This window comes from Pseudomonas sp., assembly GCF_049653025.1.
Classification (GTDB): domain Bacteria; phylum Pseudomonadota; class Gammaproteobacteria; order Pseudomonadales; family Pseudomonadaceae; genus Aquipseudomonas.
Genome location: NZ_JBASFM010000011.1, coordinates 27,452 through 41,611, shown reverse-complemented (window position 1 = coordinate 41,611; position 14,160 = coordinate 27,452). Strand labels below are relative to the sequence as shown.

The following is a 14,160-nucleotide window of genomic DNA, read 5'->3' as shown; positions in this document are numbered from 1 at the left end:
CTTACCAGGTGACATGCGAGACCAGTTGGCCACTGTAGAAGCCCCAGGCAATAAGGGCGACGGTCAAGGCGGTGAGGGTGACGCGCACAGTCAGCGCGTTAACCACCCGGGAGGTTTTACCTTCATCCTTGACCAGAAAAAACAGGCCACTGAATAAGCTGACCAGAGTAGCCAGTAGTAGCAGGACGATAGCGGCCTTGAGCATGCTTGACTCCCATGCGGAACTTCGGGGAAGGGAAATGTGCAGCAGCTGCAGTATAGCCACCTTGACCAGGGCTTTCGGGGGTTCGTCATGAGCGCCTTCCGTCCTGGCCTGCTGCCCAGTGTGCTGGTGCTGCTGCTCTTGCCCGGGCTGCTGGCCCTGGGTTTCTGGCAGCTGGCGCGTGCCGAGGAAAAACGCGAATTGCTGGCCGCGCACCAGGCCCGGCAGATTGCCGCCCCCATCAGCCTCACTGAGCTTGAGCGCTACCCCAATCCAGCCTATGTGCGCGTGCAGTTGCAGGGTTATTTCGATGCGCGCCATACCCTGCTGCTGGATAACCGTACCCGCGCCGGCAAGGTCGGCGTGGAAGTGCTGCAACCCTTCTATGACCAAAACAGCGGCCTCTGGCTGTTGCTCAATCGCGGCTGGCTGCCCTGGCCGGATCGCCGGATTACCCCGACCTTCGCCACCCCGGATACTCCGCTGCGCCTACAGGCTTCGGTCTATGTTCCGCTGGGCGAGGCCTTGCAGTTGCAGGCCGGCGCACCCGCTACGGGCTGGCCGCGGGTGGTCAGCGAGATCAAGCCGGATGCCCTGTGGCAACAGCTGGGGCGCGGTGGCTTGAGCTACGAACTGCGTCTGGAGCCAGGCCCCGCTTCCTTGCAGAACGATTGGCCGGTGGTTGCCATGAGCCCGGACAAACACCTCGGTTATGCCGTGCAATGGTTTGCCCTGGCGGCCGCCCTGCTCGGTTTGTTTATCTATTTCGGTCTATATAACGCGCGGGAGACTCGCCATGAACCCAGCCATCGCCCTGCCTGATGCCTCACCTGAAGTGCCGCCCAGCCAGCGTCGTCGTGGGCGGCTGCAGCTGATCCTGATTCTGGCCGTGGTTATCGGCCCGATGATTCTCGCTAGCGCCATGTACCAGTGGCGTTTCTGGGTACCGGAAACCCGCAGCTACCACGGCGAGCTGATCGGCACCGGGCAGACCCGCGCCGATCTCGGCGTGAGTGGCCCCGCCGAAATCCGTTGGCAGCTGCTGGTGACCGTACCGGATGTCTGCGATGCGGCGTGCAAGGAGCTGGTGTTTCTCGCCCGCCAGGTGCATATCGGCCTTAACCGCGATGTCGGTCGCGCCGCCCATGGTTTGGCTGTGGCTCAGCCGCTGAGCGACGACTATGACGCCCAGTTGCGCCGTGAATACCCGCAACTGGCGCGCTATCAACTGCAGCTAGAGGCCTACGGTAAGACAGCTGGCAACGTCTCCGGCGCACAGCTGTGGATAGTCGATCCGCACGGCAATCTGGTGCTGCGTTATGACGCTACCAGCAAGGGCAAGGCGATTCTCAATGATCTGCGGCATCTGCTAAAAATCTCCCAGATTGGTTAATGCTGCCCACGGCTAAGGACTGATGATGAGCAAGCCCGGTTACCGTTTTGCCCTGTTCGCCACTGTGCTGGCGGTCGTGGTGGTGCTGCTCGGTGCCTATACCCGCTTGACCCACGCCGGCCTGGGTTGCCCGGACTGGCCGGGCTGCTACGGCTTTATCGGCGTGCCGATGAGCGAACACAAACAGACGCTGGCCGAGGCGCGCTTCCCCGAAGCGCCGGTGGAAGTGGCCAAAGGCTGGTACGAGATGGTCCACCGCTACTTTGCCGGCAGCCTCGGCCTGGTGATCCTGGGCCTGGCGATACAGGCGCTGCGCCGTCGTACAGAGATCGGTCAACCACTCAAACTACCGCTGCTGTTGCTTGGCCTGGTGATCGTGCAGGCGGCCTTCGGCATGTGGACGGTAACGCTCAAGCTGTGGCCGCAGGTGGTCACGGCCCACCTGCTCGGCGGCTTTGCCACTCTCAGTCTGCTGTTTCTGTTGACGCTGCGTCTCTCCGGCAAGGCGGCCGTCTTGGCCAATCTTCCCGCACGGCTGCGCAGTCTGGCGGCGCTTGGTCTGCTGCTGGTGATTGGGCAGATCGCCCTGGGTGGCTGGGTCAGCAGCAACTATGCGGCGGTGGCCTGTGTCGATCTGCCGACCTGCCATGGCGAATGGTGGCCGGCAATGGACTTCGCCAATGGCTTTCACCTGACCCAGCATATCGGCCCCAACTACCTCGGCGGTCAGCTCGACAGCGACGCGCGCACCGCCATTCATATGACCCACCGTATCGGTGCGCTGCTGGTGACCCTGGTGCTGCTGCTGTTGGCCTGGCAACTCAAACGCCATGGTTTGCCGCGCTTGGCCGGTTTGCTGCTGCTGGCGCTGGCGGTGCAAATCAGCCTGGGCATCAGCAACGTGGTATTCCACCTGCCGTTGCTGGTGGCGGTGGCGCATAACCTCGGCGGCGCGGCGCTGCTGCTGTGCTTGGTGCTGATTAATTACCGGGTGCGCAGCAGCGTCCCGCTGGCATCGCGGGCGGCTGACGCACAGGCTGGCCTGGCTGCGCTGCCTGGCCAATAACAAGAACAATCGAGGAGAGACCCTATGGCTACTCTAGTGCGCGAACACCAAGCCCACGCCAGCTGGCGCGACTACCTCGAACTGACCAAGCCGCGGGTGGTGGTGCTGATGCTGATCACCTCCTTGGTCGGCATGTTCCTCGCCACGCGGGCGGGCGTGGCCTGGCAGGTGCTGATTTTCGGTAACCTCGGCATCGGCCTGTGCGCCGGTGCGGCGGCGGCGGTCAACCATGTGGTGGACCGGCGCATCGATTCGATTATGGCGCGCACCCATAAACGGCCCGTGACGGCCGGGCGTTTGTCGCCGACCGCAGCTCTGGGTTTTGCCCTGTTGTTGGCGGTAGCCGGAATGGCGCTGCTGCTAACCTTTACCAATGAGCTGGCGGCCTGGCTGACCCTGGCCTCGCTGCTCGGCTACGCGGTGCTCTACACCGGCTTTCTCAAGCGCGCCACGCCGCAGAACATTGTCATCGGCGGGCTGGCCGGTGCAGCACCACCGCTGCTCGGCTGGGTCGCGGTTACCGGGCATATCAGCGCCGAACCGCTGCTGCTGGTCCTGATCATCTTCGCCTGGACGCCGCCGCATTTCTGGGCCCTGGCCATCCACCGTAAAGAGGAGTACGCCAAGGCCGATATCCCCATGCTGCCGGTGACCCACGGCGAGCACTACACCAAGGTGCATATCCTGCTCTACACCCTGGCGATGTTCGCTGTGACCCTGCTGCCTTACGCCATTCATATGAGCGGGCTGCTCTATCTCGCCTGCGCCGTGCTGCTGGGCGGGCGTTTCCTGCACTGGGCAGTGGTGCTGTACCGTGACAGCAAACCGCATGCGGCGATCAACACGTTCAAATACAGCATCTGGTATCTTTTCGCGCTGTTTATCGCCCTGCTGGTGGATCACTACCTTCTGCTCAATATCTGAGGCCCCATGACCCGAACCCAGATCACCGTTTTTGTTCTCGTTGCCATCGTCGCCCTGGTACTGGGCCTGACCGTCAACAAGGTGCTGACCAGCAAGGGCCAGGGTGATCCCACCGTACTGCTCGATGCCGGCATCGTCCTGCTGCCACAGAGCCGCAGCCTGCCGGAGCTGAGCCTGACCAACCAGGATGGCCAGACCGTGGCGGTTGATCAGCTCAAGGATCAGTGGAGTCTGTTGTTCTTCGGCTACACCTTCTGCCCGGATATCTGCCCGGCCACCCTCGCCCAGCTGCGCCAATTACAGGGCCAGCTACCGCCGGAAACCCTGGCCAAGCTGCGCATCGTGCTGGTCACGGTTGACCCCCATCGCGACACACCGGAGCAGTTGAAGAAGTACCTGGATTACTTCGACGCCGGCTTTATCGGCCTGACCGGCGAGCAGGCCACTCTGCAGAAGCTCGCCAACGGCGTGAGCATCCCGTATATCCCGGCGGATACCAGCAAGGAAAACTACACCGTCGATCACAGCGGCAACCTGGTGATCATCGGGCCGGACGGCAAGCAGCGCGGCTTTATCCGCGCACCGATCAACAACACCAAGCTGGCCGCGCAGTTGCCCGGTCTGCTTGAGCGGCCTTAAGCAGCTATTTGGCGAATAGCTGGCTGATATCCTTGAACGCCTTGAACTCCAGGGCGTTGCCGCACGGATCGAGCAGGAACAACGTGGCCTGCTCGCCGACCTGGCCGGCGAAGCGCACATAGGGTTCGATCACAAATTGCGTGCCCTTGCTCTGTAGCCGCGCCGCCAGCGTTTGCCAATCCTCCCAACTCAATACCACACCGAAATGCGGCACCGGCACGTCGTGACCGTCCACCGGGTTGCTGTGCGCCGCTTCCTGGTAGGCCATCTTCGGCGTCTGGTGGATCACCAGTTGGTGGCCGAAGAAGTCGAAATCCACCCAGTGCGCACTGCTGCGGCCCTCCGCGCAGCCGAACACCTCGCCATAGAAATGCCGGGCAGCCGCCAGGTCGTAGACGGGAATAGCCAGGTGAAAGGGTGCGAGAGCCATGCTGAGATTCCTTGAAAGGGCGGTCTGCTGATTCTCAGCAACAGCGATTCTGATTAAAAGCGAATATCCTTGCTCGCAAGCACAAACAAAATTGATCAGTCGAGGCGTCGATGCTGCGCGAGTTGAAAACCTTTGTGGCGGTGGCGCGACATGGCACCTTCGCGGCGGCTGGTCAGCAGGTTGGCCTGACCCAGTCTGCAGTGAGCGCACAGATGCGTGTGCTGGAGCAGGGGCTGGGCGTCCGGCTGTTTGAGCGCAGTGGGCGTTCGGCGGTGCTGAATGCTGCCGGTCGGCATGCCTTGCCGCTGGCGGAACAGATGCTCGGGCTGTATGCGCAGATGGCCCTGCCCACTGCGTTGGCCGAGTGGCAGGGCGAACTAAAGGTCGGCGCGATTGCCACCTTGCAGACTGGTCTGCTGCCCGAGGCTTTGCCGCGTTTTCGCGCGGCCGCCCCGCGAGTCGAGCTGAAGCTGGTGCCCGGCGTGTCGCTGAGTCTACTGAGCCAGATCGATGCCGGTGAGCTGGACCTGGCGTTGCTGATCAAGCCGCCGTTCGAGCTGCCCAAGGAGCTGCTGCAGATCAGCCTGGCGCGCGAGCCGTTTGTGCTGATCACCCCGCTCGGCGTAACGGCGGATGATCCGCTGCAGATCCTCGCCGAACAGCCGTTCGTGCGTTACGACCGCCGTTCGTTCGGTGGCCGGCGGGTCAACCAGTTCCTCCGCGAGCAGCGCCTGGCAGTGCAGGAAGCGCTGGAGCTGGATGAGCTGGAGGCCATCGTCCGCATGGTCGAGTGCGGCCTTGGCGTGTCGCTGATTCCGCGGGCCGGTCTGTGGCTGCAGCGGCCGACGCAGTTGCGGGTGATCGAGCTGGGCGAGCTGACCTTCCATCGCGAACTGGTGGCGATATTGCGCCGCGCTCAGCGCCAGCCCGCTTTGGACTGCCTGCTGGAGTGCCTGCGCGAAGCCGCTCTAAACGACAAACCCCGCACAGGGCGGGGTTTGGCAGAGGGTGCAGATAACGCCGGTGCATAGAATCTGTTTCGGAGCTCGCGAGCTAGAGCAAAATAAGGCGAAAGCGGCTGAGGAAGCGCAGTTTACTGGCTGTAAATGAGCATTCCGAAGCCGTTTTCAACGCAGTTTGGCCGACGCGCAGCAGGTCCGAAACAGGTTCTTAGAACGCCGGAACTACGGCACCCTGATACTTCTCAGCGATAAAGGCTTTCACTTCGGCGCTGTTCAGCGCCTTGGCCAGCTTCTGCAGGGCGGCGTTGTCCTTGTTGTCGGAACGCGCAACCAGGATGTTGACGTACGGCGAGTCGTTACCTTCGATGATCAGCGCATCCTTGGTCGGATTGAGCTTGGCTTCCAGGGCGTAGTTGGTGTTGATCAGTGCCAGGTCGACCTGGGTCAGCACGCGCGGCAGAGTGGCCGCTTCCAGTTCACGCACCTTGATGGTTTTCGGGTTCTCGACGATGTCTTTTGGTGTGGCGAGGATGCCGGCTTCTGGTTTCAGGGTGATAAGCCCGGCTTTTTGCAGCAGCAACAGGGCACGGCCGCCATTGGTGGCGTCGTTAGGGATCACCACGTTAGCGCCTTGCGGCAGGTCGGCGAGGGTTTTGTGCTGGCTGGAATAAGCGCCGAAGGGCTCGACGTGCACGCCGGCTACGCTGACCAGTTCGGTGCCGCGGCTCTTGTTGAATTCATCCAGGTACGGCTGGTGCTGGAAGAAGTTGGCATCCAGGCGCTGCTCGGCAACTTGCACGTTCGGCTGCACGTAGTCGGTGAAGACCTTGATGTTCAGCTCAACGCCTTGTTTGGCCAGGGCCGGCTTAACAAATTCGAGGATTTCCGCGTGCGGTACGGCAGTGGCCGCGACGCTCAGGCTTTCGGCCTGGGCAGAAAAAGCTGCCAGGGCAGCGAATGCAGCGATCAGTTTTTTCATCGTAAAGCTCCTTGTGGGATGTGTGCGGAGGCCGGCAGGTAACCGGTATCCCGCTGTCTTGTGCGCCCCGTGGGGCACGCTATTTTCTGGAAAAGTGCACCACCAGCTTGTCGCCGACGGATTGCAGAATCTGTACGAGCACCAGCAGCAGGATCACCGTCACCGCCATCACGTCTGGCTGATAACGCTGATAACCGTAACGTACCGCCAGGTCGCCGAGGCCGCCGCCGCCAATCAGGCCGCTCATGGCGGTGTAGGACACCAAGGTGATCGCCGTTACGGTGATGGCCGCGATAATCCCGGGCAGTGCTTCGGGCAGCAGTGCGTTGACCACGATCTGCCGGGTGGTTGCGCCCATGGCCTGGGTGGCTTCGATAATCCCGCGGTCGACTTCACGCAGCGCGGTTTCCACCAGGCGCGCGAAGAACGGCGTGGCCCCCACCACCAGTGGCGGGATGGCCCCGGCGACGCCCAGCGAGGTGCCGGTGACGATCACCGTGAAGGGGATCATCACGATCAGCAGGATCACGAACGGCACCGAGCGCAGGATATTTACCAGCAGCGACAGGAAGCCGTAGAAGGCCTTCTGCTCGAACATCTGTCGTGGGCTGGTGAGAAACAGCAGCACACCCAGCGGCAGGCCGAGCAGCACGGTAAACAGCATGGAGCCGCCGAGCATGCTCAGGGTGTCCAGGCTGGCGTAGCCGATTTCCGCCCAGTCGACGTTCGGTAGCAGGCGAGTCAGTAGAGCTTCCATTAGCGCAGCACCTCCAGATGCACGTCGGCGGCGGCAAAGCGCGCCAGCGCGGCGTCCAGATCGCCGCCGGTCAGGGCCAGGGTCAACTGGCCGTAGGGGGTGTCCTTGATGCGGTCGATACGCCCGGCGAGGATGCTGTAATCCACCCCCGTTTCGCGGGCCACGGTGCCCAGCAGCGGCGCGTAAGTGGCCTCACCCTGGAAGGTCAGGCGCAGGATACGCCCGGCGACATGGGCGAAATCGTCACGCTGTTCGTTCTCGTCGATCTGCTCGGCTTCTTGCACAAAGCGCTTGGTGGTGGCGTGCTGCGGATGCAGAAACACCTCGGCCACTGGGCCTGATTCGACAATTACGCCGGCATCCATCACCGCCACGCGGTCACAGACCCGGCGGATCACGTCCATCTCGTGGGTGATCAGCACGATGGTCAGGTTCAGCTCGCGGTTGATCTCGGCCAGCAATTGCAACACCGAGGCGGTAGTCTGCGGATCAAGGGCGCTGGTGGCTTCGTCGCACAGCAGAATCTTCGGCTCGGTGGCCAGGGCGCGGGCGATGCCGACACGCTGTTTCTGCCCGCCGGAGAGCTGCGCCGGGTACTTGTTGGCGTGATCCTGCAGGCCGACCCGGGCGAGCAACTCGGCGACACGGGCATTGATCGCGCTGCGCGACAGCTCGCCGGCCAGTTTCAACGGCAGGGCGACGTTGTCGGCGACGGTCTTCGATGAAAGCAGATTGAAGTGCTGGAAGATCATTCCGACCTGCTGGCGGAAGCTGCGCAGGCCGTTGGCGTCGAGCGCGGTGACATCTTCGCCGTCGATCTCGATACGCCCGCCGGAAGGCTGTTCCAGGCGGTTGATCAGGCGTAGCAGGGTGCTTTTTCCGGCCCCGGAGTGACCGATGATGCCGAACACTTCGCCCCGGGCAATCTGCAGATCGCTCGGTTGCAACGCGGGGATGTCCTGGCCACTGACGCGGTACGCCTTGTGGACCTGATGAAAGTTGATCACGGGGTAAACCTTTTGGGTTTTTCGGGCTGCCGGGTAGGCCGAAACGGCGGCTAGTCTACCCGGCGCTGTTTAGGTCGCAAAAATCTTTGTAGACCTATGGTTATAGCTAAATTGCATTAGATGCCTGACGGCTCTGGGCAGTGTAGCCAGCGCCAATGCAAACGACCGGGCAAGCCCGGTCGTTATGCTGCCCAAGCCGTATCAGCGCTTGGGGCTGAGCACCAGCTGCGGCACCTGAGCCGGTTTGATCACCTGGCTCATGCGCGGACTGAAACTCGGGTCGATGCGCTTGATCCGTGCGTTGAGCAGAGAGGCGACCCAGGGGAAATCCTTGGCCTGGCGCACTTCGATACGCACCGCGCAATTGAACGCGACCATATCCGCGGCGACGCCGTCGAGCAGGCTGCGCAGGCGCTCGTTGTCTTGGTTGTCGAGCATCGGCATGCCAATCACGCTGCTGGCGGCGGCCGGGTCGATCAGTCGGGCCTGCGGCTTGGCCGGGGCCGGCGCGGGCGCTTCGGCTGGAGGGGTATTCGGCAGCTGAGTGGCCTGAATCGCGGCGGCCTGGCGTTCGGCGGCCAGACGCAGCTGGCGAGCCTGTTCGAGGCGGGCAGCTTCGGCGCGTGCGGCGGCCTGTGCGCTGGCCTGGCGCTGCTGTTCGGCGGCAGCCAGTTCGGCTTCGCGGGCCTGGGCGATGGCACCATCCAGGCCGGTGGTCAGCGCGGGTGCTTGCGGCATCAGGCTGCGGGCGCGGCTAAGGGACGTGGTGGCGTTGTCCAGGTCGCCTGCCTGCAGGGCTTTCTGACCTTGCTGCAGATACGCTTCGGCCAGTTGGCGCTGGTATTGCTCCAGGCGGGTATCGCCGGCGGCGCGTTGCTGCAGGCTGCCGAGCTGGCTTTCGGCGCTGCTCAGGTCGCCGCTGGCGAAGCTTTGATCGAGCTGGCGAAAGGCGCTGACCAGATCATCCACCGGCAGATTGGCCGGTTTTGGCGCGCTCTGGCAGCCGGCCAGCAGCAGAACCAAAATCAGGGGAAAGCCATGTAAAGCGAACGATTTCATTACTGCGCGTCTCGAGTTGTGCAAAAAACGCGCAAGTTTACACTGCGCTGCCGATCACAACCAATCTTTCAGGCTGTTCGTCTTGGTAGGCTCACCGTAGGGTGGGTTAGCGACGCCATGCCCGTACTTCCAAGCACTGCACCTTCGGCGCGTCGCGTAACCCGCCAGGCGATCTCCCGTGTTGCGTCGATGGTGGGTTACGGCGCAACGGCAAATCGCACAGGCCGTCCCGCTTGTAACAAGCGCCTAACCCACCCTACGAGAAGCCGTTTAACCGCAGGTCCTAGGCTGTGCGCCGAGGTAGGGCAAAGCTCAATAGAAACAGGCTGGCGGCCGCCACCACGATGGACGGGCCGGCCGGAGTGTCCTGAAACCACGACAGGCTCAGCCCGCCGCACACCGCGACGATGCCTAGCAGGCTGGCGCCCAGCGCCATCTGCTCCGGGGTGCGCGCATGGCGTTGGGCGGCGGCGGCGGGAATGATCAGCAGCGAAGTGATCAGCAGCACGCCGACTATCTTCATCGCCACGGCGATCACCACGGCGATCAGCAGCATCAGGCTCAGGCGAATCGCCGCCACCGGCAGGCCTTCGACCTTGGCCAGTTCCTCGTGCACGGTAATCGCCAGCAGCGGCCGCCACAGCAGCGCCAGCAGCACCAGCACCAGCGCGCTGCCGCCGATGATCCAGGCCAAGTCGCTCGGGCCAACGGCGAGCAGGTCGCCGAACAGGTAGCCCATCAGGTCGATGCGCACGTCCTGCATAAAGCTCAGCACCACCAGGCCCAGCGACAGGGTGCTGTGGGCGAGGATGCCGAGCAAGGTGTCGGAGGCCAGCGGCTGGCGGCTTTGCAGGGTCACCAGCAGCGCGGCCAACAGCACGCAGCCGACCGTCACCGCCAGGGTCGGGCTGACGTCGAGCATCAGGCCGAGGGCGACGCCGAGCAGTGCGGCGTGCGACAGGGTGTCGCCGAAATAGGCCATGCGCCGCCACACCACAAAGGAACCCAGCGGGCCGGCAACCAGCGCCAGGGCGAGGCCGGCGAGCAGGGCGTTGAGGAGAAAGTCAGCCATGCGTGCAGTCATCACCGTGGATATGGGGTTTTACCGGGCCTTTGATGCTCAGGCCAGCGCCCGTAGGGGGCACCACCGCGCCGTGCAGGTCGTGGTCATGGTCGTGGTGGTGGGTGTAGATCGCCAGGCTCTTGGCGTCCTGGCCGAACAGCTCGACAAAGGCCGGGTCAAAGCTGACCTGCTCCGGGTGGCCAGAGCAACAGACGTGGCGGTTAAGGCAGACCACCTGGTCGGTGGTGCTCATCACCAGGTGCAGGTCGTGGGACACCATCAGCACGCCGCAGCCATAGCGATCACGCAGCTGGGTGATCAGCCGGTACAGCTCGGCCTGGCCGCTGACATCGACGCCCTGCACCGGCTCATCGAGCACCAGCAGTTCGGGCTCGCGCAGCAGCGCGCGGGCCAGCAGCACGCGCTGCAGTTCGCCGCCGGAAATACTTTGCAATGGGCTGTCGATTACCTGCTCGGCGCCGACTTCGGCCAGCGCCGCCAATGCCTGAGCACGCGCCACACCTGGCACCAGCCGGAGAAAACGCAGCACCGAGAGCGGCAGGGTGGCATCGACATGAAGCTTCTGCGGCATATAGCCGATGCGCAGCTTGGGCTTGCGCCAGACGCTGCCGCTGTCCGGCTTGAGCAGGCCAAGCACGCTGCGCACCAGGGTGGTTTTGCCCGCGCCGTTGGGGCCGATCAGGGTGACAATCTCGCCCGGTTTGACGCTCAGCTGCACGTTCTGCAGCACCTGCTGGCCGGCAAAGGTCACGCTGATCGCGTCGAGACGGATCAGGGCATCGCTCATGCGGCCTCCCGGCAGCCTGCGCAGAGGCCGACCACTTCGACCATCTGGCTTTCCACGGCAAAGCCGACACCAGCGGCCTCGGCGATGATCGCCTGGCTGATGGTCGGCTGCTCCAGCTCGATGGCCGCATGGCAGCCACGACAGATCAGAAACTGGCCCTGATGCGCATGCTGCGGATGGTTGCAGCCGATAAAGGCGTTGAGCGAAGCGATGCGGTGCACCAGGCCGTGTTCCAGAAGGAAATCCAGCGCCCGATAAACGGTCGGCGGCGCGGCGCGGCGGCCGTCGGCTTCGCTCAGTACGCCGAGAATGTCGTAGGCCCCCAGCGGCTTGTGGCTCTGCCAGACCAGCTCGAGCACGCGTTTACGCAGAGCGGTCAGGCGCAAACCTTGGCGCTCGCAGATCGTTTCGGCCTCAGTCAGGGCATGGTTGACGCAGTGGGAATGGTCATGTGGGCGTGAAGCCAAGGGCGCTTGAGTCATGGGCAACGACGAAAATGGTGAGAGACGTTATTATATTACCCGTTCCTTTCCGTTTGAGTGCTGCCCGTGTCACGTCTTTTTTCTGTTGCCTGCCTGTTTCTGCTTACTTTGACCGCCAGCCTTGCCGCGCATGCCGATGTGCGCGTGCTGACCAGCATCAAGCCGCTGCAGCTGATTGCCGCTGCCGTGCAGGACGGTGTCGGCCAACCCGCCGTATTGCTGCCGCCGGGGGCCTCGCCGCATCACTATGCGCTGCGTCCTTCCGATGTGCGTAACGTGCGTGAAGCGCAGCTGCTGTATTGGGTCGGTGCCGATCTGGAGACTTTTCTGCCGCGCGTGCTGGCTGGCCGCAGCCAGCCCAGCGTGGCCGTGCAGGACCTGCCGGGCATGCACTTGCGTCACTTTGGCGAGTCGCACGACGAGCATGCGCAACACGCCGGCCATGGGCATGACGAGGCGGCGGATGAGCATGACGATATCCATGACCATGCCCACCGTCCCGGTAGCCTGGATGCCCATCTGTGGTTGCTGCCGGCCAATGCCCAGGTGATTGCCGCGAAGATCGCCGCCGATCTAGCCGCCGCCGATCCGAGCAATGCTGCGCGTTATCAAGCCAACGCCAACGCCTTTGGCGAACGCCTGAGCGCCCTCGATCAGCGTCTGAAAAAGCGTTTGCAAGGGCTGGCGGGCAAGCCTTACTTCGTCTTCCACGAAGCCTATGACTACTTCGAAGCCGCTTACGGCCTCAGGCACGCCGGGGTGTTCAGCGTGCTCGGCGAAGTGCAGCCTGGTGCGCGGCATGTCGCGGCCATGCGTGAGCGCCTGCAACAGGTTGGCCCGACTTGCGTATTCAGCGAGCCGCCGCTACGCCCGCGTCTGGCGCAAACCCTGACCGCCGGCCTGCCGGTTACCCTGGCCGAGCTAGACGCCATGGGTGCCGGCTTGGCGGTGGATGCAAACGGCTACGAAGCCTTGCTGGAAAATCTGGCGGGTGAGTTGGCGGGTTGTCTCGAAACGCTTTAGAACGCGAATGGCAGCGTCAGATCCACCTGCTGGCGCTGGGCCAGGCGCCGCTGGAATTCGCCTGGATCGTGGATCAGCACTTCCTGGCCAGCGAAGGATTCCGCGGCAATCAGGCGTGACAACCAGAAGCGTACGCAGGCAATGCGCAGCATGGACGGCCACAGCTCGGCTTCTGCTGCAGTAAACGGCCGCAAGCCGGCATAGGCACCGAGCAGCGCTTGCGCGCGTTTGCTGTCGAGGCTGCCGTCTTCGCAAGAGCACCAATCATTCAGGGCAATTGCCAAGTCATAGAGCATCGGCCCCGAGCAGGCGTTGTAGAAGTCGATCACCCCGGCCAGATGGTTACCGTCGAACAGCACGTTGTCGCGGAACAGGTCGGCATGCAGGTTGGCCTGTGGCAAGGCGAGAATGCGCGGTTTGAGTGCGTGGATTTCCGCCAGCGCATCGCGCAGCAGCGGCAGCTGCTCATCGGGTAGCTGCAGCGCCAGGCTCGGCCCTTCGGCGAGCATCCAGTCCAGCCCGCGATCACTCTTGCGCGGCAGCGGCTGATTACGGGTAGCCAGATGAATACGCGCCAGCAGTGCGCCGACTTCCTGGCAGTGATGTGGGTTGGCTTCGTGCACATGCTTGCCGGCCAGGCGCGGCTGCAACAGCGCCGGTTTTTCCGCCAGGCTGCGCAACGCCTCACCGCTGGCGGTGCGCAGGGCGTACGGCACCGGCAGGCCGGCCTCATGCAGCACATCGAGCAGCTCGATAAAGAACGGCAGGTCGCTGCTGGGGCCGCGTTCGATCAGGGTCAGAACGAACTCACCCTTCTCCAGGCTGACGAAGAAATTGCTGTTCTCGCTGCCCGCGGCAATACCCTGAAAGTCGCGCAAACGACCTAGGCCATAGGGGGCGAGAAAGTCTTCGAGTTCGTGGCGTTCGAGTGGCGTAAAGACAGACATCGCTATTTACCAGCTAAAGATTTCCCAGGCCGGGATCAGCATATCCGGGCTGTCCGAACGGACGAAGTTGCCATCGCTACCATCGGCGCGTACCAGGAAGTACGGTTTGCCGCCTTTCGGGATGACCTTGACCGCGTAGAGAAAACCGTTGACCCGGTATTCATGGATGGTCTTGTCGCCATCCTGGCGAATGGTTACGTCCGGGTCGGCCGAGACCGGGTCCTCGGCGTGAGCGCCCAGGGAGGTGAATGCCAGCAGGCTGGCCAGCAACAGGCGATTGAGTGCGCGCATGATAACCTTGTCCCTTTGATTCCAATGGTGCGGCCATTCTAACAGGCTGTTGAGAAACTACCTGCGTTGGCAATCCTGCGTTAAAAACAGGCTCGGAATGCTCATTTACAGCACGTAAACTCCGCTTC

General features: G+C 63.2%; 18 protein-coding genes. 7 read left to right on the top strand and 11 right to left on the bottom strand.

The features are described 5' to 3' along the window. Position 1: 1 nt before the first annotated feature. On the bottom strand, positions 2-205 hold the full coding sequence (locus WBK23_RS09650; RefSeq protein WP_108486646.1) for a twin transmembrane helix small protein: 204 nt from the start codon (positions 203-205) through the stop codon (positions 2-4). An 87-nt stretch (positions 206-292) separates the two neighbouring features. Between WBK23_RS09650 and WBK23_RS09645 the strand changes: the two genes are divergently transcribed. From WBK23_RS09645 to WBK23_RS09625, 5 genes are read left to right on the top strand one after another with little or no spacing between them, the layout of a single operon-like run. Next, entirely contained in the window at positions 293-1,024 is a 732-nt protein-coding gene (locus WBK23_RS09645; protein WP_424483762.1) for an SURF1 family protein, read from the top strand. Then, positions 999-1,595, top strand: coding sequence for a hypothetical protein (locus WBK23_RS09640; RefSeq protein ID WP_424483761.1), 597 nt, complete (start codon positions 999-1,001; stop codon positions 1,593-1,595). The genes WBK23_RS09645 and WBK23_RS09640 overlap by 26 nt, the downstream gene beginning before the upstream one ends. A gap of 25 nt (positions 1,596-1,620) precedes the next feature. After that, the gene (locus tag WBK23_RS09635) at positions 1,621-2,661 is read left to right on the top strand and encodes a COX15/CtaA family protein (RefSeq protein WP_424483760.1); all 1,041 of its coding nucleotides are present in this window, start codon (positions 1,621-1,623) and stop codon (positions 2,659-2,661) included. A gap of 24 nt (positions 2,662-2,685) precedes the next feature. Then, on the top strand, positions 2,686-3,585 hold the full coding sequence (gene cyoE, locus WBK23_RS09630) for a heme o synthase (RefSeq protein WP_424483759.1): 900 nt from the start codon (positions 2,686-2,688) through the stop codon (positions 3,583-3,585). Between the two features lie 6 nt (positions 3,586-3,591). Continuing rightward, the gene (locus WBK23_RS09625) at positions 3,592-4,224 is read left to right on the top strand and encodes an SCO family protein (RefSeq protein WP_424483758.1); all 633 of its coding nucleotides are present in this window, start codon (positions 3,592-3,594) and stop codon (positions 4,222-4,224) included. A 4-nt stretch (positions 4,225-4,228) separates the two neighbouring features. On the opposite strand, the gene WBK23_RS09620 is transcribed toward WBK23_RS09625, so the two are convergent. After that, a complete protein-coding gene (locus tag WBK23_RS09620) occupies positions 4,229-4,654 on the bottom strand; it encodes a VOC family protein (RefSeq protein ID WP_424483757.1) in 426 nt (141 codons plus the stop codon). Between the two features lie 110 nt (positions 4,655-4,764). Here WBK23_RS09620 and WBK23_RS09615 point away from each other — a divergent pair, with 110 nt between their 5' ends. Further along, entirely contained in the window at positions 4,765-5,685 is a 921-nt protein-coding gene (locus tag WBK23_RS09615) for a LysR substrate-binding domain-containing protein (protein ID WP_424483756.1), read from the top strand. A 139-nt stretch (positions 5,686-5,824) separates the two neighbouring features. On the opposite strand, the gene WBK23_RS09610 is transcribed toward WBK23_RS09615, so the two are convergent. The 7 genes from WBK23_RS09610 to WBK23_RS09580 form a co-directional block, all read right to left on the bottom strand. After that, positions 5,825-6,595 carry a MetQ/NlpA family ABC transporter substrate-binding protein gene (locus tag WBK23_RS09610; protein WP_424483755.1) on the bottom strand — a complete coding sequence of 257 codons (771 nt, stop codon included), beginning with the start codon at positions 6,593-6,595 and terminating at the stop codon, positions 5,825-5,827. 79 nt (positions 6,596-6,674) lie between these two features. Then, on the bottom strand, positions 6,675-7,352 hold the full coding sequence (locus tag WBK23_RS09605; RefSeq protein ID WP_424483754.1) for a methionine ABC transporter permease: 678 nt from the start codon (positions 7,350-7,352) through the stop codon (positions 6,675-6,677). Next, complete coding sequence (locus WBK23_RS09600; protein WP_424483753.1) at positions 7,352-8,359, bottom strand: methionine ABC transporter ATP-binding protein; 1,008 nt, start codon at positions 8,357-8,359, stop codon at positions 7,352-7,354. Before WBK23_RS09600 ends, WBK23_RS09605 begins: the two co-directional genes overlap by 1 nt. Before the next feature lie 201 nt (positions 8,360-8,560). Continuing rightward, entirely contained in the window at positions 8,561-9,418 is an 858-nt protein-coding gene (locus tag WBK23_RS09595) for a PA5502 family lipoprotein (protein ID WP_424483752.1), read from the bottom strand. Positions 9,419-9,701: 283 nt separating this feature from the next. Beyond that, entirely contained in the window at positions 9,702-10,490 is a 789-nt protein-coding gene (znuB, locus tag WBK23_RS09590) for a zinc ABC transporter permease subunit ZnuB (protein WP_424483751.1), read from the bottom strand. Further along, on the bottom strand, positions 10,483-11,289 hold the full coding sequence (gene znuC / locus WBK23_RS09585) for a zinc ABC transporter ATP-binding protein ZnuC (protein ID WP_424483750.1): 807 nt from the start codon (positions 11,287-11,289) through the stop codon (positions 10,483-10,485). The genes znuB and znuC overlap by 8 nt, the downstream gene beginning before the upstream one ends. Next, positions 11,286-11,771 carry a Fur family transcriptional regulator gene (locus tag WBK23_RS09580; RefSeq protein WP_424483749.1) on the bottom strand — a complete coding sequence of 162 codons (486 nt, stop codon included), beginning with the start codon at positions 11,769-11,771 and terminating at the stop codon, positions 11,286-11,288. The genes znuC and WBK23_RS09580 overlap by 4 nt, the downstream gene beginning before the upstream one ends. Before the next feature lie 66 nt (positions 11,772-11,837). Between WBK23_RS09580 and znuA the strand changes: the two genes are divergently transcribed. Further along, positions 11,838-12,794, top strand: a complete 957-nt coding sequence (znuA, locus tag WBK23_RS09575; protein ID WP_424483748.1) for a zinc ABC transporter substrate-binding protein ZnuA — start codon at positions 11,838-11,840, stop codon at positions 12,792-12,794. Here znuA and WBK23_RS09570 read toward each other — a convergent pair. Beyond that, on the bottom strand, positions 12,791-13,741 hold the full coding sequence (locus WBK23_RS09570) for a homoserine kinase (RefSeq protein ID WP_424483747.1): 951 nt from the start codon (positions 13,739-13,741) through the stop codon (positions 12,791-12,793). The two genes, znuA and WBK23_RS09570, sit on opposite strands and share 4 nt — an antisense overlap. A gap of 6 nt (positions 13,742-13,747) precedes the next feature. Further along, complete coding sequence (locus tag WBK23_RS09565; protein WP_424483746.1) at positions 13,748-14,032, bottom strand: DUF2782 domain-containing protein; 285 nt, start codon at positions 14,030-14,032, stop codon at positions 13,748-13,750. Positions 14,033-14,160: the final 128 nt, after the last annotated feature.